The organism is Paraburkholderia sediminicola (assembly GCF_046026855.1).
Taxonomy (GTDB): Bacteria; Pseudomonadota; Gammaproteobacteria; order Burkholderiales; family Burkholderiaceae; genus Paraburkholderia; species Paraburkholderia sediminicola_A.
In genome coordinates this window covers 17,578-37,638 of sequence record NZ_JAQQET010000043.1, presented here as the reverse complement: position 1 = coordinate 37,638, position 20,061 = coordinate 17,578, and the positions used below count along the sequence as shown (strand labels likewise).

General features: G+C 63.6%; 15 protein-coding genes and 1 pseudogene. 9 read left to right on the top strand and 7 right to left on the bottom strand.

Annotated elements, in window-relative coordinates:
* Positions 1 to 180: 180 nt before the first annotated feature.
* From PQR40_RS34135 to PQR40_RS34120, 4 genes are all read right to left on the bottom strand, one after another.
* Positions 181 to 762: a hypothetical protein gene (locus PQR40_RS34135; RefSeq protein ID WP_408239782.1), complete on the bottom strand. Its 582-nt coding sequence runs from the start codon at positions 760 to 762 to the stop codon at positions 181 to 183.
* Between the two features lie 96 nt (positions 763 to 858).
* The gene (locus PQR40_RS34130) at positions 859 to 1,203 is read right to left on the bottom strand and encodes a DUF1488 family protein (protein WP_408219670.1); all 345 of its coding nucleotides are present in this window, start codon (positions 1,201 to 1,203) and stop codon (positions 859 to 861) included.
* The gene (locus PQR40_RS34125; RefSeq protein ID WP_408239779.1) at positions 1,200 to 1,763 is read right to left on the bottom strand and encodes a DUF4142 domain-containing protein; all 564 of its coding nucleotides are present in this window, start codon (positions 1,761 to 1,763) and stop codon (positions 1,200 to 1,202) included. The genes PQR40_RS34130 and PQR40_RS34125 overlap by 4 nt, the downstream gene beginning before the upstream one ends.
* 162 nt (positions 1,764 to 1,925) lie before the next feature.
* The gene (locus PQR40_RS34120; RefSeq protein ID WP_408239777.1) at positions 1,926 to 2,267 is read right to left on the bottom strand and encodes a chemotaxis protein; all 342 of its coding nucleotides are present in this window, start codon (positions 2,265 to 2,267) and stop codon (positions 1,926 to 1,928) included.
* Positions 2,268 to 2,348: 81 nt separating this feature from the next.
* On the opposite strand from PQR40_RS34120, the pseudogene PQR40_RS34115 reads away from it, so the two are divergent.
* Positions 2,349 to 3,176: pseudogene (locus tag PQR40_RS34115) on the top strand (DNA topoisomerase IB); the annotation flags it as partial.
* 112 nt (positions 3,177 to 3,288) lie between these two features.
* On the opposite strand, the gene PQR40_RS34110 reads toward PQR40_RS34115, so the two are convergent.
* A complete protein-coding gene (locus tag PQR40_RS34110) occupies positions 3,289 to 3,555 on the bottom strand; it encodes a hypothetical protein (RefSeq protein ID WP_408336407.1) in 267 nt (88 codons plus the stop codon).
* A gap of 281 nt (positions 3,556 to 3,836) precedes the next feature.
* On the opposite strand from PQR40_RS34110, the gene PQR40_RS34105 reads away from it, so the two are divergent.
* The 4 genes from PQR40_RS34105 (at position 3,837) to PQR40_RS34090 (ending at position 6,835) form a co-directional block, all read left to right on the top strand.
* Positions 3,837 to 4,364 carry a PRC-barrel domain-containing protein gene (locus PQR40_RS34105; RefSeq protein ID WP_408393240.1) on the top strand — a complete coding sequence of 176 codons (528 nt, stop codon included), beginning with the start codon at positions 3,837 to 3,839 and terminating at the stop codon, positions 4,362 to 4,364.
* Between the two features lie 35 nt (positions 4,365 to 4,399).
* Positions 4,400 to 4,810 (top strand): DUF3175 domain-containing protein, encoded by a 411-nt coding sequence (locus PQR40_RS34100; protein WP_408239768.1) that lies wholly within the window; start codon positions 4,400 to 4,402, stop codon positions 4,808 to 4,810.
* Between the two features lie 93 nt (positions 4,811 to 4,903).
* Positions 4,904 to 6,223: a cation:proton antiporter gene (locus PQR40_RS34095; RefSeq protein ID WP_408510777.1), complete on the top strand. Its 1,320-nt coding sequence runs from the start codon at positions 4,904 to 4,906 to the stop codon at positions 6,221 to 6,223.
* A 42-nt stretch (positions 6,224 to 6,265) separates the two neighbouring features.
* Positions 6,266 to 6,835, top strand: coding sequence for an FUSC family protein (locus PQR40_RS34090; protein ID WP_408336398.1), 570 nt, complete (start codon positions 6,266 to 6,268; stop codon positions 6,833 to 6,835).
* On the opposite strand, the gene PQR40_RS34085 is transcribed toward PQR40_RS34090, so the two are convergent.
* Entirely contained in the window at positions 6,832 to 7,773 is a 942-nt protein-coding gene (locus PQR40_RS34085) for an AraC family transcriptional regulator (protein WP_408239759.1), read from the bottom strand. The genes PQR40_RS34090 and PQR40_RS34085 overlap by 4 nt on opposite strands.
* Positions 7,774 to 7,890: 117 nt before the next feature.
* Here PQR40_RS34085 and PQR40_RS34080 point away from each other — a divergent pair, with 117 nt between their 5' ends.
* Entirely contained in the window at positions 7,891 to 8,247 is a 357-nt protein-coding gene (locus PQR40_RS34080) for a carboxymuconolactone decarboxylase family protein (RefSeq protein WP_201072666.1), read from the top strand.
* 147 nt (positions 8,248 to 8,394) lie between these two features.
* On the opposite strand, the gene PQR40_RS34075 is transcribed toward PQR40_RS34080, so the two are convergent.
* Positions 8,395 to 9,450 (bottom strand): aldo/keto reductase, encoded by a 1,056-nt coding sequence (locus tag PQR40_RS34075; RefSeq protein WP_408393238.1) that lies wholly within the window; start codon positions 9,448 to 9,450, stop codon positions 8,395 to 8,397.
* A 336-nt stretch (positions 9,451 to 9,786) separates the two neighbouring features.
* Here PQR40_RS34075 and PQR40_RS34070 point away from each other — a divergent pair, with 336 nt between their 5' ends.
* The 3 genes from PQR40_RS34070 (at position 9,787) to pdeR (ending at position 19,942) form a co-directional block, all read left to right on the top strand.
* Positions 9,787 to 13,128: an autotransporter outer membrane beta-barrel domain-containing protein gene (locus tag PQR40_RS34070; RefSeq protein ID WP_408239752.1), complete on the top strand. Its 3,342-nt coding sequence runs from the start codon at positions 9,787 to 9,789 to the stop codon at positions 13,126 to 13,128.
* An 88-nt stretch (positions 13,129 to 13,216) separates the two neighbouring features.
* Positions 13,217 to 17,722: a DEAD/DEAH box helicase gene (locus PQR40_RS34065; protein ID WP_408510776.1), complete on the top strand. Its 4,506-nt coding sequence runs from the start codon at positions 13,217 to 13,219 to the stop codon at positions 17,720 to 17,722.
* Between the two features lie 216 nt (positions 17,723 to 17,938).
* On the top strand, positions 17,939 to 19,942 hold the full coding sequence (gene pdeR, locus PQR40_RS34060) for a cyclic di-GMP phosphodiesterase (protein ID WP_408227038.1): 2,004 nt from the start codon (positions 17,939 to 17,941) through the stop codon (positions 19,940 to 19,942).
* Positions 19,943 to 20,061 lie beyond the last annotated feature (119 nt).

Here is a 20,061-nt window from a genome sequence, read left to right as displayed (position 1 = left end):
GACGGCGGTGGCAAGCATGGACAAGCGATCGCAAGCATTGCCAATGCGCGTAAAACTTGCCTGCCTCAGCGACGATCTTTTCACCGGATTCTCGACCGGATGAATGCAAAACGGCCCGACATTTGCCGGGCCGTTCTGTCATTTACCGCACCTAAGCTCGAACGAAAGCGCTCACCTTACTCAAGCATGCTTCTCGCTGAATTCATTAAGCGGCTCAGGCGTTTTGAGCGGATCAAAGTCGGCCCAGCGTCCCTGCTGCCAGCGCCCGCTTGCGCGTTCGATCGCGAGACCCCCTGCCTCGCGCAGTACGCGAGCCGCGTCGAACTGATTGTCGGGCGACACATGCACGGCAACCAGCACGCCGGAATCACGCATTTCCTGATGAAATGGCAAATGGTGGCCGCTTTTGCCAATTTCGCGGGTACGCGCCATCGCTCCGACCAGCGAACCGACGTATGCGCCGACGCCGGCCGCGATCAGCGAGACGATAATCGGCGCGGCGAATGCTGCAAATATCGCGACGCCGACCACCGCCCCCACGACCGCACCGATGGTGACACCCATTCCTGCGCCTTTCGGTGCGTCCCTCGCGCCTGCATCGGTGCCGGTGTCGCCACCGATCGGATAACGCGCGTGCTGGCCGCGCGGATTGACAAAGAACAGCGTGACGTCTTCTTCGACGAAACCTGCGTTGAAGAGCTTTTGCGCCGCGTCTTCCGCGACGGGGAAAGTCGTAAACCGTGCTGCGACGATGAGTGACATGAGGCCTCCTTGCATCGTTGAATCGCGTTTTGCGGATCATGCCGCCGGACAGCGCCGCGCTGAAACTTGCGCGCAGGCGGCAGGCATGTGCCCGGACTACGCGGTCGTGCCGCGATCGGGCTCCATGCCTTCCACTCTGAACAGTCCACTATGCAACACTACGCCATCGCCACCGTTCTGGTCGAGTGCTTCCGCGCAAACCGAGCGGATGCGGTTGCGCCCCTTGTCGAAGGCAGCCATCAGGGTGGATTCGAGCGCGGAGTCGGCGCCGAAATGATCTTCCAGCGCCTCAGCCGTGATCGCGCACTCAACCGCTTCGCCATCGACACGCGCCATGAAGCGCACGGTCAGATTCGCTCCGTCGAAGGCAGGTTGGTCGTCGGAAAAGGTGATGTGCATAAGGGAATCCTCATAGGCCGGCCGCGGCAGAATCGCGTTCATGACGAACCCTTCATTGAGCCGGCGAGTTGCTGCGCCATCGCGAGGTGATGTTTGATGGTCGGCAATGCATGCGTGGCCGCCGCCTTCAGCTGCGAATCGGTGCCGCTCTGACTCTCCTGCTGGAACAGGTCGACCGCGCGCTGATGCGCTTCCACCCCGATCTGCTCGACATAGGCCTGATCGAATTCACGACCCTTGAGCGTCTGCAGTTTGCCGACCAGCGCGGAATCGGCGGACGGCGCCGTGGCAAGCCCCTTCTTCGCGGCGAGTGCGGCCATGCCGCGCGAGAGTTTCGTATGGTCAGTGATCATTTGCTGCGCGAATTTCTTCACGTGCGGATCGCTCGAATTCTTGAGCGCAACTTTGCTTGCCGCGATTTCGGTGGCGTCGGACTGTGAGGCATCCTGCACGAATTGCTGATCCGCCGGCGAAAGCCTGGTGCCGCTCACCGGCGCATCGCTCGCGGGAGCGTCACTGGCTTGCGCGTAGACAGCGCCGATTGACGCTGCACCGAGCCCCAACGCAACAGTCATCACTTGTAGGGAATACCGGAATTTCATACATTTTCTCCCTGGTGAACCTATCCATCGAAGCAAGCTGAACAACGAGGCACAGCGTTTCGGAACAACGCCTGCGCGCCTCGGCAATTACGCTTCGCTGAGGCAGCCTTGCGCTTGCCATGTCCTTTAACAGCAAAAGGCGTGCCTATGCCTGACCACCGCCTAGCGACCCTCCGGATCTTCGTCGAGGCCATCGTCATCGGCAGCCAGCGGATCGACGACGCGGTCAGGTTCGATATCACCGCTCTCAACGAGCGTCGAATCGCCGTCGGCGGCGGCCCGCTCGCCCGTACCAGCGCGGTCGGTATCGCTGCCGAGTTCGGAATCGCCCGTTTCGAGCGCGTGGTTGTCCAGTTCGGAATCGACATCGAATTCGTGACGCTTCGCACCGGCGACGTCGCTGCCACTATCGGACGAATCGCTCGGGCCGAGCGCACCCGTCGTGCCTGCGGTCTGCTTGACGATCTGTTGCGGCTCTTCATCGGGGTTCAGCGTGCTACTCATGGCGCCCTCCTTGGTTTATCCAGTACCCACCATGAGCGTTCGCAAGGACTGTTCCGCTCGCGTCTCGCGCAGTACGCCACGCCCGGCGCCAGGCATCATCTTTTCCAGGCGACGGGCCGCGACGCACGCGGCCGCAAGCAATACCGGTATCACCCACGTTGGCGCGAGACACGCGACGCCGACAAATACGAGCGCATGGCCGAGTTCGGCCGCGCGTTGCCGAAGATTCGCGCCCGCGTCGCACGCGATCTGAAACTGCCTGGCATGCCATACGATAAAGTCCTCGCCGCGATCGTGCAGTTGCTCGACACCACGCTGATTCGCATCGGCAGTGCGGAATATGCACGCGATAACCAGTCGTACGGTTTGACAACGCTGCGCAAGAAGCACGTGAAGCTCGAAGCCGGCCAATTGCGCTTCCGGTTTCGCGGCAAGAGCGGCATCGAACACGACGTGACCGTGGATAATCCGCGCGTCAAACGTATCGTGCGCCGCTGCGCCGAACTGCCGGGCCACGACCTTTTCCAGTATCTCGACGACGACGGCACGCGCCGCACGATCGGTTCGGCCGACATCAACGATTACCTGCGCCGTGCGAGTGATGCCGATTTCACCGCGAAGGACTATCGAACCTGGGCCGGCAGCGTCTATGCGCTGGCCGCACTAAGACGGTTGATGTGCAGGCGCGCGGCGGAAGCGCGCCGCCATATCGTAGCGACCGTCAAGGATGTGGCGGCATTGCTGCGCAATACACCCGCGGTTTGCCGGCGAGGCTACATCCATCCTGCAATAGTCAGTGCGTTCGAAGCGGATGAGTTGCAGCGCTTGCGGATCGGCCAGGCACGCCGCGGATTGAAAGTGGACGAAGTGGCATTGGCCGCGTTGCTCGCGCATGCGGAGAAACGTGCGACGATGGGCTGAAGTCACCGCACCGGGATTCACCCGTTAGTGGAATCCTGGCGCGGCGATCCTGTCTTCTGCAATACCAATGCATGCGCTATTACTGGGTCGACGACCTGGTTTATTGGCTGGCGCCGGAGGCTGCTGAGGCCGCAGGCGTACTCGTCGCGTCGGCAGCGGCAGCGGCGCCACTGCTCGTATCTGCAGTGCTGCCAGTGGCCGCGTTACCGTTCATCACGCCACTGCTGGCCAGTGCGGAACTGGCGGCCGTGGACGTATCGGTGCTGCTGTTATCGGCGCGTTTGCAGCCGGCGGCCGCGGTCAATAACACCATCGCTGCCACGATCAGCGCCTGCTTGCTCACGCTTTGTCTGGATAGTTGCTTCATCACGCCCTCCTTCATCGGTTCGCGCATCGGTCCGCGAAGTCCCTCTCCGCTTTCGGTGTGCGCTGTCCAGGTATTAAGTAGCAATGGTCATGCCTCGCGGTGCAGTTCTCCATAGAGACGAAATAGTTTCAAAGGGCCAGCATCCTTTACGTGCCGCGCCGGCGAACAGCCAGAACAAAGCACTGCTGTTCAGCGCCTCCACTTCTGTTGCGAGTCCACGAGATCTGAGGAACGCCAGTTGCTCAGTTCTCCCTACCTCGAACCGGTAAGGGAGAAACATCATGCTCAACCAGCAACAGACTCCAGGCAGAATGCGCCAGGACCAGGGCGCGCGTATCGTCGGCAAGGACAACCCAAGCGTAAACGGCCCCGGCCCGGAGGTGATGGCCGCAGCCACGCTCGACGGCAACAAGGTCATCAGCAGCGACGGCGAGGACATCGGTAAGGTCAAGGACATCATGCTCGACGTCGGCTCGGGTCGCATCGCCTACGTGGTGCTGTCGAGTGGCGGCTTTCTCGGCATCGGCGACAAACTGCTGGCGATTCCGTGGAGTGCACTGACACTCGATACGAAGCAGAAGTGCTTCGTCCTCGATATGACAGCCGGGCGCGTGCAAAACGCACCGGGATTCGATAAGGATCACTGGCCGGCGATGGCCGATCAGACCTGGGCCACGTCCGTGCATCAGTACTACGGCAGCGAGCCCTATTGGGGACGTGACCGGTACGATCGACGCGACGACCTGGGCGTCGGCGACATTCCCCCAGGTTCATCGGATGCGCCGGAAGCCGGTGGAGTGAAGTTGTGATCCACACGAGCACGATTCGATAAGGAGGCGACAAGATGGCCACCCGAAAAACCGCCGGCAAATCGAAACGCCCGGCCGTGGGCGGCAAGTCAGGGCGTCCACCGCGTCAGCGGCATGCACAGGCGCATGCTGCGCATCGCGCGAAAACTGCCGGCGCAAGCAGCGCAAAGCATCCGAAGAAATGGTCGCATCACGTGATGGAAACTAGCGACGCGATGGATATCGAACATGATATTTTCAGAACGGGCAGTGCGGAATCGATCGCGAAATCGCTGAAACAGTCTTCGACGCATAGCCGCCGTCGCAAGGGATCGCCGTTCCAGTCTGCCATGTCGATGCTGAACTTCTATATCAATCGCGCCGGCAGGAATCTGCCGAAAACGCGCCGCGACACCTTGCAACAGGCCAAACGCAAGTTGCGTGAAGCGTTCGGCCGTGCGCCCTGACGTAAAACGGGTGACGCAGGGGAAGCGTTCGGACGTGTGCCCCTCAACCAGCCGCGCATGCATTGTGCGCATGCCGGCCCCAACCGGATGCTCATGCACGAAACTCTCTGGTTTCTCATCGTCGGCGCCGTGCTCGTTTTCATGGGCGTGGCGGCGACAACCTTCCGGCGCTTGCCCGTCAGCGCCGCCATGTTCTACCTTGCCATCGGCTACGCGCTCGGACCACCCGGCATGGATCTGCTGCGGCTCGACATGGTCGCCGATGCGCATCTGCTGCGAATCATCACCGAAATCGCACTACTGGTCTCGCTATTCGCGATCGGCCTGCGTTTGCGGCTTGGCGTACTCGAGGCGCTCTGGACCGTGCCGCTGCGTCTCGGCTTCCTCGCCATGCTGGCGACCATTCCGCTGCTCACGCTATTCGGCGTGCATGTATTACATCTTGGCTGGGGGCCCTCCCTGCTGCTCGCGGCGATCCTCGCGCCGACCGATCCGGTGCTGGCGCACGACGTCCAGGTGCACAATCCCGGCGATCACGACCTGCTGCGCTTCGCGCTCTCCGGCGAAGGCGGCCTGAACGACGGCATCGCGCTTCCCTTCGCGATGCTCGGCCTCGCGATATGCGCGGCGCCCGCGGCTCAAGCCGGCGACGTACTGACTTTCAAGCTCGCCGCCGGCATGGTATGGGGCGTGGTCGGCGCGATCGCGATCGGCGGTCTGCTCGGCTGGGTCACCACGCATGCGGTCGCCTGGTTGCGTACGCGCCATGCACAGGCGCTCGGTCTCGAAGGCTTCTTCGCGTTGGGACTGATCGAACTCTCGTTCGGCGCCGCGCAACTCGCGCATGCCTATGGCTTTCTGGCGGTGTTCGCGGCGGGCGTCGCGATGCGCCGCGTCGAACATCGTGCGAGTGGCGGCGTTTCAGCGCGCAAAGCGATCGGCACGGTCGATTCCGAAGACGTCGAGGCGACCGCGGCGAACCCGAGCAAAGCGCATGCGTATATGACGGAGTCGGTGATGGGCTTCACGATCGAGCTCGAACGTATCGCCGAGGTTGCGGTAATGGCGATGGTCGGCAATGTGCTCGCCACGCTGCATGTGCCGCTTTTTACCTGGCAGACGGTGGTGCTCACCGTTGCGCTGTTCGTCGTCGTGCGACCGGTGTCGGTGGAGTTGTCGCTACTGGGGTCGAGCGCAACGCCGGCGCAGCGACGTTTGATGAGCTGGTTCGGCATCCGCGGCATCGGCTCGTTTTACTACCTGGCGTACGCGCTCGAACATGGTGCGCCAGCCGACGTCGTGCCACTGGTGCCGCTCGCGCTGGCGGTGGTCGCGGCTTCGGTCGTCATTCACGGCGTCTCGGCTACGCCTCTGATGAACTGGTATCACAGGCTGCGCAGCAGCGAACGCTAGAATACGAGTCCTTCATGCTGCAACAGGGCCCTTCCCCATTCGATGACCGCTCCCAACGATTCAAGACGCGCAGCGCGGACAAGCGCCGCCGACTCGCTGTTTGCGTTTCTCAAGTCTCTGCCGCTGGGCGATCGGCTGATCGAAGGCGGCGTGATGGCGGCGCAGGCGGTGGCCGGCGCCAGCCTCGCCTTCGCGATCGGCCGCTGGCTGCATACCGAACAGGCCTTCTGGGCCGCGATTACGGCGATTGCAGTCAGCCAGCATAGCTATATCGACACCCGCAAGCTCTCACGCGATCAGTTCATCGGCGCGATGGTGGGCGGCGTGTGCGGTCTCGTCGGCGCAACGCTCGGCGGCGGCAATCTCGCGGCCTATGCGGCCACGGTTGCCGTGGCCATCGTGACCTGCTGGATCGTGAACGTGGGCAGCGCGGCGCGTCTGGGCGGCATCACCGCGACCATCATGCTGTTGGTGCCCGGCGTCGGTTCGCCGTGGGACAAAGCCCTGCTGCGCCTCGGCGAAGTCACGCTGGGCACGGTCTGCGCACTGCTGGTGACCTGGATCATGTCGTGGATCGAGCGGCGCTGGCTCGGCAAAACCGAGAAGGCCTAGCCGGCTTTCTGATCATTGTCTTGCGGTTGACGCCGGTAACGTCCCGGCGTCACACCGATGCTCTGCTGGAACGCCTTACCGAAAGCGGCTTCCGATTGATACCCCACTGCCTCACCGATCTCCGCTGCGCTACCCCGCGTGCGCAGCAGCAGATCGCATGCGATCGTCATGCGGATCTGCGTGAGAAAATCCATCACCGTCATGCCCGCGCGCTCGTTGAAGTGACGCGCGTAGGTCGCGCGGGACATGGCTGCGAGCTCACCTAGCTCGGCGATCGTCCATGCCCGCTCCGGGGCGCTCAGCATGCCTTGTATCGAAGCGCCGAGACGCGCATCGGCCAGTAGCGCCAATACGCCGGAGGCCGATGCGTTCTGTTCGCCATGCACGCGCAAGGCCATTGCGAACAGCGCGTGGCTCAATGCGGTGACGATCGCGAGCGCGCCGGGCTGACGTTGCTCGGCTTCGGTGCGCATCAACGCAATCACCGTCTGCAACACACCGAGCGTTTGCACGCCCGCGAGCGACACATGAAACGGATCGGGCAGCGCGTTGAGCAGCAACGCGGAGGAACCCGGTGCGTAGACAAACCGGCCGCATAGCAGATCGAGATCGGCGCCTGCGTCGTTGCCGTCGTTGCGGCGCAATGGCAGCATGCCGTCATGACTCAACGTCAGCGGCGCGGCAACAGCCGCCCGCCCGACATCGCGCACCCGATGCGCGGCCCCACGCGGGAACAACATGAAATCCCCAGCGTGCAGTGCAACCTGCGCGCCATCCTCAGTCTCGACGACACAAGCGCCGTCCAGCACCAGATGAAAAGGCGCAATACCCGCCTCCATCGGCGCATGATCAATGTTGAAGCCGCCCGTGAGCAGACAGCGCAAATCGAGGCTGGCCTGCGGCCGGGCAAGGTCGATCAGTCGGCTGAGCGTATCCATGAGACGATCGCGCTAAAAGTTGAGCGAATCGAGTATTCAGGATGTCGCGGCACAGCGCAATACTTTGTCTCACGACACCGGCACCCGCCGGCTCGCTGCAAACAAAGGAGCAATGTCATGTTGAACTGGATCGATTACCGCAAGGAACTGTTCGGCCGCATCGGCGAGATCGCCAAACTGTCGCCGGATACGGTGAAGGCCTATCAAACGATGTCGAGCGCCGGCCAGAAGGCCGACCTGCTCGGCGCGAAAACGCGTGAGCTGATTTCGCTTGCGGTGGCCGTCACCGTGCGATGCGACGGCTGTATCACCGTGCACACCGCCGAAGCGCTGAAACACGGCGCGACACGTGAAGAGATCGCCGAAGCGCTGGGCGTGGCCGTCGCCGTGAACGCGGGCGCCGCCATGGTGTACTCGGCACGCACAATGGACGCCGTCGCCGCTTATCAGGCGGACAGCAAGCCGGCGGCGTGAGGCACCCGGTGTAGTGGTGTGGCGGCGCGCCAGGTCGGTGGCCCGGAGAAAAACGCGCTGCCCACTATCTGGCCCGGCACGCCGCTACACCGTTCCGCCACGACCTATCCGCCGTGCAATGGAAGCACCGGACCCCGCAGCTTCCACTTAGCCTTGCACCGGATAACGCGCCTCTTCAAGCTGCTTGCGGCGCGGCTCACCCTGGCGCTCCAGCATCCAGCCCGGGTACTCCGGCGGCAGCGTGCTGACCTGATCGAGCTTCGTTAGATCGTCGGCGGTCAGCGTCACGCCGGTGGCGGCGATGTTGTCGTCGAGTTGCTCGATTTTCTTCGCACCGACGATCACCGAGGTCACCACGCGCTGATGCAGCAGCCACGCGAGCGCGATCTGCGCCACCGACACCTGCTTCGCCTCCGCGAGGTTACGCATCACGTCGATACAGTCGTATGCGCGCTCACGATTGACCGGCGGAAAGTCGAACGTCGTACGACGGCTGCCTGCTTCGCCCTGCTGCTCGCGCCCGTATTTACCGCTCAGCAAGCCGCCCGCGAGCGGACTCCACACCATCAGGCCAAGGCCTTCGCTTTGCAGCATCGGCACGAGTTCGCGTTCGAGGTCGCGGCCCGCCAGTGTGTAATACGCCTGCAGTGTTTCAAAGCGCGCGAGGCCGAGGCGCTCCGAGATGCCCAGCGCCTTCACGATCTGCCACGCGGCCCAGTTCGACACGCCCACATAGCGGACATGACCATGCTGAACCAGTGTGTCGAGCGCGCGCACGGTTTCCTCGATCGGCGTGGCCGGATCGAAACCGTGGATCTGGTACAGATCGATGTGATCGAGTTGCAGGCGCTTCAGGCTCGCCTTGACGCCGTCGATGATGTGATAACGCGACGCCCCGCGCGCATTCGGAAACGCTGCCGTCGCGCCGAATACTTTGGTTGCGACCACAACCTTGTCGCGCGGCACCTTGAGATTCTTCAGCGCCTGGCCCGTGATCTGCTCGGACAGGCCTTCGGCATAGACGTCGGCCGTGTCGATGAAATTGATACCCGCGTCGAGCGCCCGGCCAACCAGCCGCTCCGCGTCTTGCTGCTGCAGATCGCCGATCTGCTTCCATATGCCTTCGCCACCGCCGAAGGTCATCGTGCCCAGACATAGCTCTGAAATAAACACACCGGTACGGCCTAAGGGGTTGTATCGCATCGTCGAGACTCCATCGTGGATTCGTGGATGAGTAGGTCGTACAGAGTACTGCACCTGGCAAATTTCGACAGGACCCGGCGTGAGTCCTCGCCAGCCACCGGCGAACGCATGTTTCAAATCCCTTACGGTTCGCACCGGAACTGCGGTGGATATTTCCCCGCTCGAAAACCGCCTGCTCCTCCGCAAGCAAGTCGCCATGCGGGTCTTCAGCAAGCGTCGGTGATCCGCAACAGATTCGTAAGTTATGCCGGGCGCAATTGGAAAGTTTCAGTAAGACGTGTATAAGTCGGACCATTCCGCTCGTATGGTGTAGTGCCCTTAACAAGGACCGCGCGTATGAAGAAGAAGAACAGGTTTGGAATTGGCCTCGGCAGCGTCGTGCTGCTCTCCAAAGCACTCACCCCTTCCGCAATGGCCGCGTGCAGCAACACTGCACCGCCGAGCAATACCACCGTCACCTGCACCGGCAGCGGCCTCGCCGCCGTCGTTGCGCAAACCGGCAGCACGGGTGTGACGATCAATGCCGATAGCACCGCCTCGGGCAATTTCGTACGCAGCGCCAATCCGGTCGTCTTCAGCGTCGACACCAATAGCACGATCAACAGCAGCGGCAACTTTTCGCTGACAGGCGGCGGCGGTACGGGCACCGTGCGTGGTGCCGTGCTGCTCGGCGTGGGCAACGGCAATCAGATCACTAACGCGACCGGCGGGGTCATCACCACGAGCGGCGCCTTCAACGACGGCATGGCCGCCAACGGCAGCGGCAACACCCTGACCAATAACGGCTCGATCACCACCAGCGGCCCCAACGCTTACGGCATGACGGCCGCATGGGGACAAACGAACGTCGGCCAGTCGAACAACAAGTTGATCAACACGGGCACGGTGACGACCTCGGGCAGCAACGCGCGCGCGGCATCGATTCTCGGCGGCAGCGGCGCCATCACCAACACCGGCACGCTGTCCACGACCGGCGCGGCCAGTCCAACGGCTTATATGCAAGGCAATAACGACCAGTTGACCAACAGCGGCACGATCAGCGCGAGTGGCAGCGGCTCGGATGCGGTGTTTTCGAATACTGCGGGATCGAGTTTCGTGGCGACGATCCAGAACCTCGCGGGCGGCAGCATCATCAGCCAGAACGGCTCCGGCATCCGCACGCTCAACGGCAACAGCACCATCATCAATGCGGGGCTCGTGCAGAGCGGCATCGGCACGGCCATCACGATGGGCAACGGCAACGACGCGCTGATTCTGCAAACCGGCTCCGTGATCAACGGCACGGCCGACGGTGGAGCGGGAACGAATACGGTGACCTTGCAAGGCTCGGGCACGGCTTCGAATGCGTTTACCAACTTCCAGACCCTGCTGATGCAAGGCGCATTATGGAACTGGACGGGTAGCGGGACCTTCACGCTCGCGCACGTGCAAACCGGCACGCTCAATCTCACCGGTACGCTCGGCGCGAGCGCGACGGCACTCGTCGATAGCGGCGCGACCTTGCAGGCAAACGCGCAGAACCTGCCCTCCAACGTCACCGACAATGGACTCGTGCGGTTTGCCCAGGATAACGCCGGCACCTATGCGGGATCGATCAGCGGCACGGGCGCAGTCGATAAAACCGGCGCCGGCGTGTTGACGCTCGCGCCGGCTGCGGCGAACGGCAACACCTACTCGGGTGGCACGACAATCGATCAAGGCACGATCGCCGTCGGCGCGGACAACGCGCTCGGCGCGAACACGGGCGGGCTCACGTTCAACACCGGCACGCTGCAACTGACCACGAGCTTCGACCTCGCGGGCACGCGCGCCATCACCCTGGCCGCGGGCGGCGGCACGATCGATACGCAATCGTTCGATACGACGCTCACCCAGGCAGTGAGCGGGACCGGCGCCTTGACGAAAGCCGGCGACGGCAGCTTGCTGATGACGGGCGTGAGCACCTATAGCGGTCCAACCACGGTCGCGGCGGGCACCCTCGCGATCGGCGATGCAGCGCATGCCAACGCTGCGCTGACGGGCGGCGGCGCCACCACGGTCGCCGCAGGCGCGACGCTCGGCGGCTATGGCAGCGTAACGGGCGCGGTAACGAATAACGGCACGCTCGCGGTGGCGAATGCGTTGCCGTCGTTTGCAAGCGAGGGGAACGGCGCCTTCTCGATCAACGGCTCGCTGGTGAATGCCGGACTCGTGCAGATCGGCGGCCCTGCCGCCGCGGGTGTGGGCAACCTCCTGAATGTGACGGGCAACTATGCCGGACAGAACGGCACCATCGGACTGAATACCGTCGTCGCCGGCGATGGCGCGGCATCCGATCGCCTCGTGCTGAGCGGCGGGACGGCCACCGGCTCGACGCGCCTGCAAGTCACGAACGTGGGCGGCCAGGGCGCACAAACGGTTGCGGACGGCATTCAACTGATTCAGGCGACCAACGGCGCCACCACAGACGCGAGCGCCTTCTCGCTGGCTGCACCGGTAAAGGCGGGCGCGTATTCCTACTACCTCGCCAAAGGCGGTGTGAGCGGCGGCACGACAGACAACTGGTATCTGCGCAATACGGTGGCACCGCTGCCTCCAGGCGTGACGCCTCCACCGCCGGCCACCACGCCAGGCTCGCCAGCTACACCTGGCGAGCCTCCCGCTGTGGAACCCGGCGTACCGCTTGCGGCCGAGGGCACGCCGCCCTTGCCTCCCGCACCGCCTGCGGGCTCGGCCGCCACGCCGCTGTATCGCGTCGAAGTGCCGGTCTACGCCGCGGCGCCCGGCGTCGCACGTGAACTTGGCTTGATGCAGATCGATACGTTTCATGACCGGCAAGGCGATCAGGCCTTGTTGAACGACAGCGGCAAGCTGCCGGCCGCGTGGGGCCGCGTGTGGGGTGGCCATAGCGTACTGAGCCAGGACGGTGCGGCAAGTCCCCAATTCGACGGCTCGGTGTATGGCATTCAGGCCGGCCAGGATCTGTACGCCGATCGCAGCGAGAGTGGCCAGCGCAATCACTACGGTTTGTTCGTTGGCTTCGCACGGGCGACCGGCGACGTCGACGGCTTCGCGCTCGGCATGCCCAATCTCGCCGTGGGCCACCTGGCGATCAATGCATACAGCCTCGGTGGCTACTGGACGCATATCGGCCCGAGCGGCTGGTACACGGACGCTGTACTGATGGGGAGTTCGCTGACCGTCGATCCGGTCTCGCGCGACGGCCTCAACACGACGACGCACGGCAACGCGGTGACCGGTTCGCTCGAAGGCGGTCTGCCGATTCCGCTCGGCGCGGGGCTCACGCTCGAACCACAAGCGCAACTCGTGTGGCAGCACCTTTCGCTCTCCGACTTCAACGATGGCGTATCGAGTGTCGGCTTCAACAGCGGCAATACTTTCGTCGGACGAATCGGTGCGCGCCTGCAAGGTCAGTTCGACGCGTTCGCGACCGCATGGCGGCCTTATTTGCGGGTCAGCCTGTTACGCGAGTTCGGCTCCGACGACAAAGTCACGTTCGGCGGCGGGACCGTGATTCCGGGCACCGTCGGGCAAACTGCGGCCCAACTCGGCGCGGGTGTGGTCGGTAAATTCAGCACCTCGGGCAGCGTGTTCGCAACGCTCGGCTGGGTGACGAACCTGGGTGGCGCGCACCAGAGAACGGTGACGGGCGATGCGGGGGTGCGCTGGGTCTGGTAGTGCCGTACAACCGTCGGCAAGGCCGCTAAAAACCTGCCAGACTGGTCTCTCATCCTCGAAACAGGGCGGCGTTTGCCGTCCTCTGGATATGGCACGGCGCGTCCCCATCTATGCAAGCATGACTTCGGCCCCGACATCCGCCGCCCTGGCGGCGCCTCCCGATTCTTCGACTTTCGATCCGGCCTTGGAGCCGGCTTCAGGGGCCGTTTTGAGCCCCGCTTTGAGCCCCTTCACGGCCGGTGCGCTGGACGACTTTCATCCCGCGGTCGCCGGCTGGTTCCTGAAAACCTTCCCCGCCCCCACCGATGCCCAGGCTGCCGCCTGGCCGCAGATCCGCAGCGGGCGCTCGACCCTGGTGGCCGCGCCGACCGGTTCGGGCAAGACCCTCACCGCTTTCCTGTCCGCGATCGACGAACTCGTCCAGCAAGGCCTCGCCAACGGCGGCGTCCTGCCCGACGAAACCCTGGTGGTCTACGTCTCGCCACTGAAAGCGCTCTCCAACGACATCCGCATCAATCTGCAAGTGCCGTTGCAGGGCATCGCCGCGGAACTCGACGCACGCGGCCTGCCGCCGCTCGACATCCGCACCGCCGTGCGCACCGGCGACACCACGCAGCAGGAACGCAATGCGTTGAAAAAACGCGCGCCGCATATTCTCGTGACCACGCCGGAATCGCTGTACGTCCTGCTCGGCTCGGATTCCGGCCGCCGCATGCTGTCGACGGTGCGCACGGTGATCGTCGACGAAATTCATGCGCTCGCCGGCAGCAAGCGCGGCAGTCATCTGGCGCTCAGCCTTGAACGGCTCGACGCGTTGTGTCAGCGTCGCTTGCCGCGGATCGGCCTGTCGGCGACGCAAAAACCGGTCAGTGCCGTCGCGCGCTTCCTGGTGGGTGGCGCGAGCATCGAAAGCAATACGCCTGCTGACTGCGCAATCATCGACGTGGGGCACATCCGCGAACGCGATCTCGCGCTGGAGATTCCGCCCGTGCCGCTCGAAGCGGTGATGCCCAACGAAGTGTGGGAGCGCGTCTACGACCGGCTCGCCGAACTGGTCGCGATGCATCGCACCACGCTGATTTTCGTCAACACGCGCCGCATGGCCGAGCGCGCCGCCCGTCATCTGACCGAACGGCTCGGTAAAGATGTGGTCGCCGCGCATCACGGCAGCCTCGCCAAGGAACACCGTTTCGACGCCGAACAGCGGCTGAAGCGTGGCGAGTTGCGTGTGCTGATCGCCACCGCCTCGCTGGAACTGGGTATCGATATCGGCGACGTCGATCTGGTCTGCCAGATGGGTTCGCCGCGCGCGATCGCGCCGTTCCTGCAACGTGTGGGGCGCTCGGGCCACCATGTCGGCGGCATGCCGAAGGGCCGGCTTTTTCCGGCTTCGCGCGACGATCTGATCGAATGCGCGGCGCTGCTCGATTGCGTGCGGCGGGGCGAACTCGACGCGTTGCGGATTCCGCGCGCACCGCTCGATGTGCTCGCACAACAGATCGTCGCCGAGGTATCGAGCGCGGAATGGGGCGAAGACGCATTGTTCGAGATGATGCGCCGCGCGGCACCCTATGCCAGCCTGGAACGCGAGCAATACGACGCCGTGCTGCGCATGCTCGCCGAAGGGTATACGAGCCGCAACGGTCCGCGCGGCGCCTATATTCATCGCGACGCCGTGAGCGGCACCTTGCGTGGCCGGCGCGGCGGCAAACTGGTCGCCGTGACTTCAGGCGGCACGATTCCCGAGAACGCCGACTACGCGGTGGTGCTCGAGCCACAGGCGATCAATATCGGCACCGTCAACGAGGATTTCGCCGTCGAGAGTCTGGCCGGCGATGTGTTCCAGCTCGGCAACGCGTCGTACCGGATTCTGCGCATCGAAAGCGGCCGCGTGCGGGTCGAGGACGCGCAAGGGCAACCGCCGAATATTCCGTTCTGGCTCGGCGAGGCGCCGGGGCGCAGCGATGAACTGTCGTTCGGCGTTGCGCGCTTGCGTGAGCAGATTGGGCGCTTGCTCGATGGAGCAGAAGACGACGCCGAAGTCATGACCGCGCGCCTTCAACGCGCGATCGACTGGCTCATCGACACGCTCGGTCTCGATGAAGCCGCCGCCCGCCAGATCGTCGACTATCTCGGCCGTGCACGCGCCGCGCTCAGCGTGTTACCGTCGCAAAACACACTCGTGATGGAGCGTTTCTTCGACGAGTCCGGCGGCACGCAACTCGTGATCCATGCGCCGTTCGGCAGCCGCGTGAACCGCGCGTGGGGTCTCGCCCTGCGCAAGCGTTTTTGCCGGACCTTCAATTTCGAACTGCAAGCCGCCGCCACCGAAGACGCGATCGTCCTCTCGCTGACCGGCAGCCATTCGTTCGTACTCGACGAAGTGTGGCGCTACCTGCATTCGAACAGCGCCGAGCATCTGCTGATTCAGGCGCTGCTCGACGCGCCACTCTTTGGCGTGCGCTGGCGCTGGAACGCGACCACCTCGCTCGGCCTGCCGCGTTATACCGGCGGACGCAAGACCCCGCCGCAATTGCAACGCATGCGTAGCGAAGATCTGCTGGCGAGCGTATTTCCCGAGCAGGCCGCGTGTCTGGAGAACATCGTCGGTGAACGCGAACTGCCGCATCATCCGTTAGTGGACCAAACCGTCGATGATTGCCTGCACGAAGCGATGGACAGCGAAAGCTGGATTGCCTTGCTGCGTCGCATGGAACAGGGCGACGTGCAACTGATTGCCCGCGATTTGCCGGCGCCCTCGCCGCTTGCCGCCGAAATCCTCACCGCCAAGCCGTACGCCTATCTCGACGATGCACCGATCGAAGAGCGCCGCACCCAGGCCGTGCTGAACCGCCGCTGGACGGATCCGTCCAGCGGCGACGACCTCGGTGCGCTCGACGCCGACGCGATCGACAGCGTACGCGGCGAAGCATGGCCACAGGCGCGCACCGCCGACGAGATGCACGAAGCACTGACGGGCCTCGCCTGCATCACCGAGGCCGAAGCGCGCAATGAAGAGGGCTGGCCGGCATGGCTCGCCTCGCTCGCCGAATCCGGCCGCGCGACGCGTCTGAGGATCGCCGCCGATAACGTGCTGTGGCTGGCCGCCGAGCGCCTGACCTGTTTCCAGGCGCTCTACCCTGACGCCTCATTTGACCCACCGCTCACCCCACCGAAAGGCTACACCGACACCTGGAGCGCCGACGACGCACTGCTCGACGTGCTGCGCGCCCGGCTGACCGGCTTCGGCCCACTGCCGGTACGCGCGATTTCGCAGGCGCTGATGTTGCCTGCGGCATCCGTCGAACAAACGCTGACGCGTCTCGAAGCGGAAGGCTACGTGATGCGCGGCCGCTTCTCGCCGGGCGCAACCGAAGGAGAATGGTGCGAGCGTCATCTGCTGGCGCGGATCCACCGTTACACGGTGAAACGCCTGCGACGCGAAATCGAGCCGGTGGAAAGGCATGACTTCATGCGCTTTCTATTCGAGTGGCAGCATTTGACGCCCGACACGCGCGCCGAGGGACGCGACGCTCTCGCCGCCGTACTCGACCAGATGGAGGGTTTTCAGGCCGCGGCGGCTGCATGGGAAGAGGACATTCTGCCGGCACGCGTCAAGGCCTACGCGAACATTTCGCTTGACGAACTATGCCGCGCCGGCAAGATCGTCTGGACGCGTCTGACCGAGCGGGCACGCAGTGCGGCGGGACCGGTGCGCAGCACGCCGATCGTGCTTTTGCCGCGTGCTCAGGTGCGCGTCTGGAGCGCGCTGATCGACGCGTCGAAACAACCGGAGTTGTCGGCCCGGGCGCAGCGCGTCTATGACACGTTATCGCAACATGGCGCGATGTTCTTCGACGAACTGTTAACCGAAGTAAGCGGCTTGCGTATTGAACTGGAGAATGCGCTGGGCGAGCTGGTTGCGGCGGGCCTCGTGAATTCCGACAGTTTCGCCGGCTTGCGGGCGTTGTTGAAACCCGTCGCCAAACGCAGTGCGTACTCGAGTAGCAGGCGTGTGAGGTCGAGCGCATTGATCGGAGGAATGGACGACGCAGGACGCTGGGCGCTGGTCAGCCGGCGGCCGGTTGTCGCTGCAACGGAAACCTCGTCCGCGCACCGCCAGCAGTTCGCCCCCGAAGTACTCGAACATGTCGCGATGACTTTGCTGCGCCGCTTTGGCGTGGTGTTCTGGCGGTTGCTTGTACGCGAGGCCGAATGGTTACCGCCATGGCGGGATCTGTTGCGCGTGTTTCAGCGGCTCGAAGCGCGTGGCGTCATTCGTGGCGGCCGTTTTGTGAATGGCCTCGCGGGTGAGCAATTTGCGCTACCGGAAGCGATTCCCTTGTTGCGCGAAGTTCGACGGCATGCGAACGATGGTGCTTTTGTGTGCGTCGCCGGAACGGATCCTTTGAATTTTGCCGGTACGTTGCTAGTCGGCGAGCGGGTGCCGGCTGTGGCGGGAAATCGGGTTCTGTATCGGGATGGGATCGTTGTCGCGACGTTGGTTGCCGGGGCTTTCTGGTTTGACCCCGCAGTGGAAACGATTCCCGCGGAACGAGAACACGCCCGGAGTCTATTGGCCCGGCGGTTCTGAAGCAGTGTGGCGCAGCATTGACGCAGTTTCCAGGCTTCCCCCCGCACGCGGCTCATATAAAAGCCTAAAAAAGCGGGCCATCCCAGCCGTTAATGTTTATAGGCCCGAACTGCAGCCGCTTCGCTACAATGGGCCAGTCTTTAAGTATGATGAAGACTGTCTGCCGCCAACCCGGCTTCACGAGCGGCTCACCGGCACACACCGCCCGGGGATCTCATGAACGACGACCAACACGACCAGGTGCTTTTTGCCCAGTTCGGCACAAGCAGCCCCTGCTGGCGTCTGTCGAACGACAGCAACGCGCTGGAACTCACGCCCGTCACCGGTGACGTGCCAGCCAATGTCGCCATTCCTCTGAATCCCCAACAGGCTTCGCAAATCCGTTGCCTCACCGGCATCACCTCGCATCTCATCCTCGACGTGCGGCTGTTCGGCGAACCGCTGCGCCTGCACCTCGTCGGTAAAAAACTCGCCAGCAATACATGGGCAGGCACCGCCTCCGCCTACGACGACACGGAATCCGTCGCGCGCGATCTGGTGCACGGTCTTTCGTTCGCCGAACAGGTCGTCTCCGAAGTCAATTCGGTTGTGGTCATCGTCGACAGGCACGGTCGTATACAGCGCTTCAACCGTCTCGCCGAGGAACTCACCGGCGTGAAGGAAGAAGACATCGTCGGCCGCAATGTGTGGGCGCTGTTCATGACCTCCGAATCCGGTGCGGCGTCGAGCCAGAACATCACGGGGTTCTTCAATCGTGGTGTCTCGTACGAAGTCGAGCGGCGTGTGAAAACCCTCAACGGCGAACGGCTCTTTCTATTTCGCAATAAGTTCGTTCACAGCGGCAGCGGCGTCGAAGAACAGTTCCTGATCTGCTCAGGTACCGATATCACCGAGGAACGGCTCGCGCAGGAACGGCTCACCGAACTGGCGAATACTGACTCCCTCACCGGTCTCGCCAATCGCAACGCGATCCAGGACAAGATCCGCACCGCGATCGAAGAAGCGGCCCCAGGCGAATCGGTCGGCATACTGTTCCTCGATCTCGACAACTTCAAGAAGGTCAACGACCACTACGGCCATGTCTTCGGCGACCGGCTGATCCGCGATGTGTCGGCGGCCATCCGCACCTGCCTGAACGAAGACGATGCGCTCGCGCGCCTTGGCGGCGACGAATTCATCGTGCTTGCCGCCAAAGGCACCGCCCATGATCTCGAAGCCACCGCGCAACGCATTCTCGAACGCCTGCGCACGCCGTTCAGCCTGGGGCTCGTCGAAGTCTATACCGGTTGCTCGATTGGCATCGCGCTGTGTCCGGAACATGGCGCCAACCTCGAATCGCTGATCCGTTCGGCGGACACGGCCATGTACGTTGCCAAAGATGAAGGCAAGCGCACCTATCGCGTGTTCTCGCCCGACATGGACCGCAAGGTCGCCGAGTACATGTGGCTCGACACCAACCTGCGGCGCGGTCTCGAAGAGGGGCAGTTCACGCTGCACTACCAACCCAAGCTCGTGCTCGCCACCGGCGCGGTGCAGGGCGCGGAGGCGCTGGTGCGCTGGAACTCGCCGGAGCGCGGGCAGATCATGCCGGCCGAGTTCATCCGTTATGCTGAAGAATCCGGGCTGATCGGCGTGCTCGGCCGCTGGGTCATGGAAACGGCCGCGAGGCAAGCCGCCAAATGGAAGGCGGACGGCTACAACCTGCGCGTCGCGATCAACGTATCGGCGCGGCAACTGGTCGATACCGCCGTGGTGCGGCATTTCAGCGAAGCGCTGCAACGAGCCAGCCTCGACCCGTGTCTGATCGACCTGGAACTCACCGAGAGTTGCCTGATCGAGGACGAAGCCGCTGCGATCGATCTGATCACGCAGTTCCGCCAGCTTGGCGCTCAGGTCCATCTGGACGACTTCGGCACCGGCTATTCGTCGCTGTCGCAATTGGGCCGTATTCCACTCGACGTCATCAAGCTCGACCGCAGTTTCGTCCGCTCCATCAATGCCGATACCAAAGCGCAGGCACTCGTGCGCTCGATGGTAGCAGTCGCGCAGGAACTGAATTTCAAGGTGGTCGCGGAAGGCATCGAAACTGAATCGGAAGAGATGTTCATGAAGGGGCTGGGCGTCGACTATGTGCAGGGCTTCCTGTACGGCCACGCCATGCCGGCCGCGGAATTCGAACGCTGGTTGCAGGATAGACAGAAGCTCAGACTGATTGCCTGAGCTTCCGCGCACCCCGAAGGAAGTCTCCCTGGGGCGCGCGCCGAAGAAAGTTCTCCTGGACGGCGCGTTCCGAAGAAAATCTCCTGGGAGCCTCTCCTTGGCGGACCGGACCGCTGCTG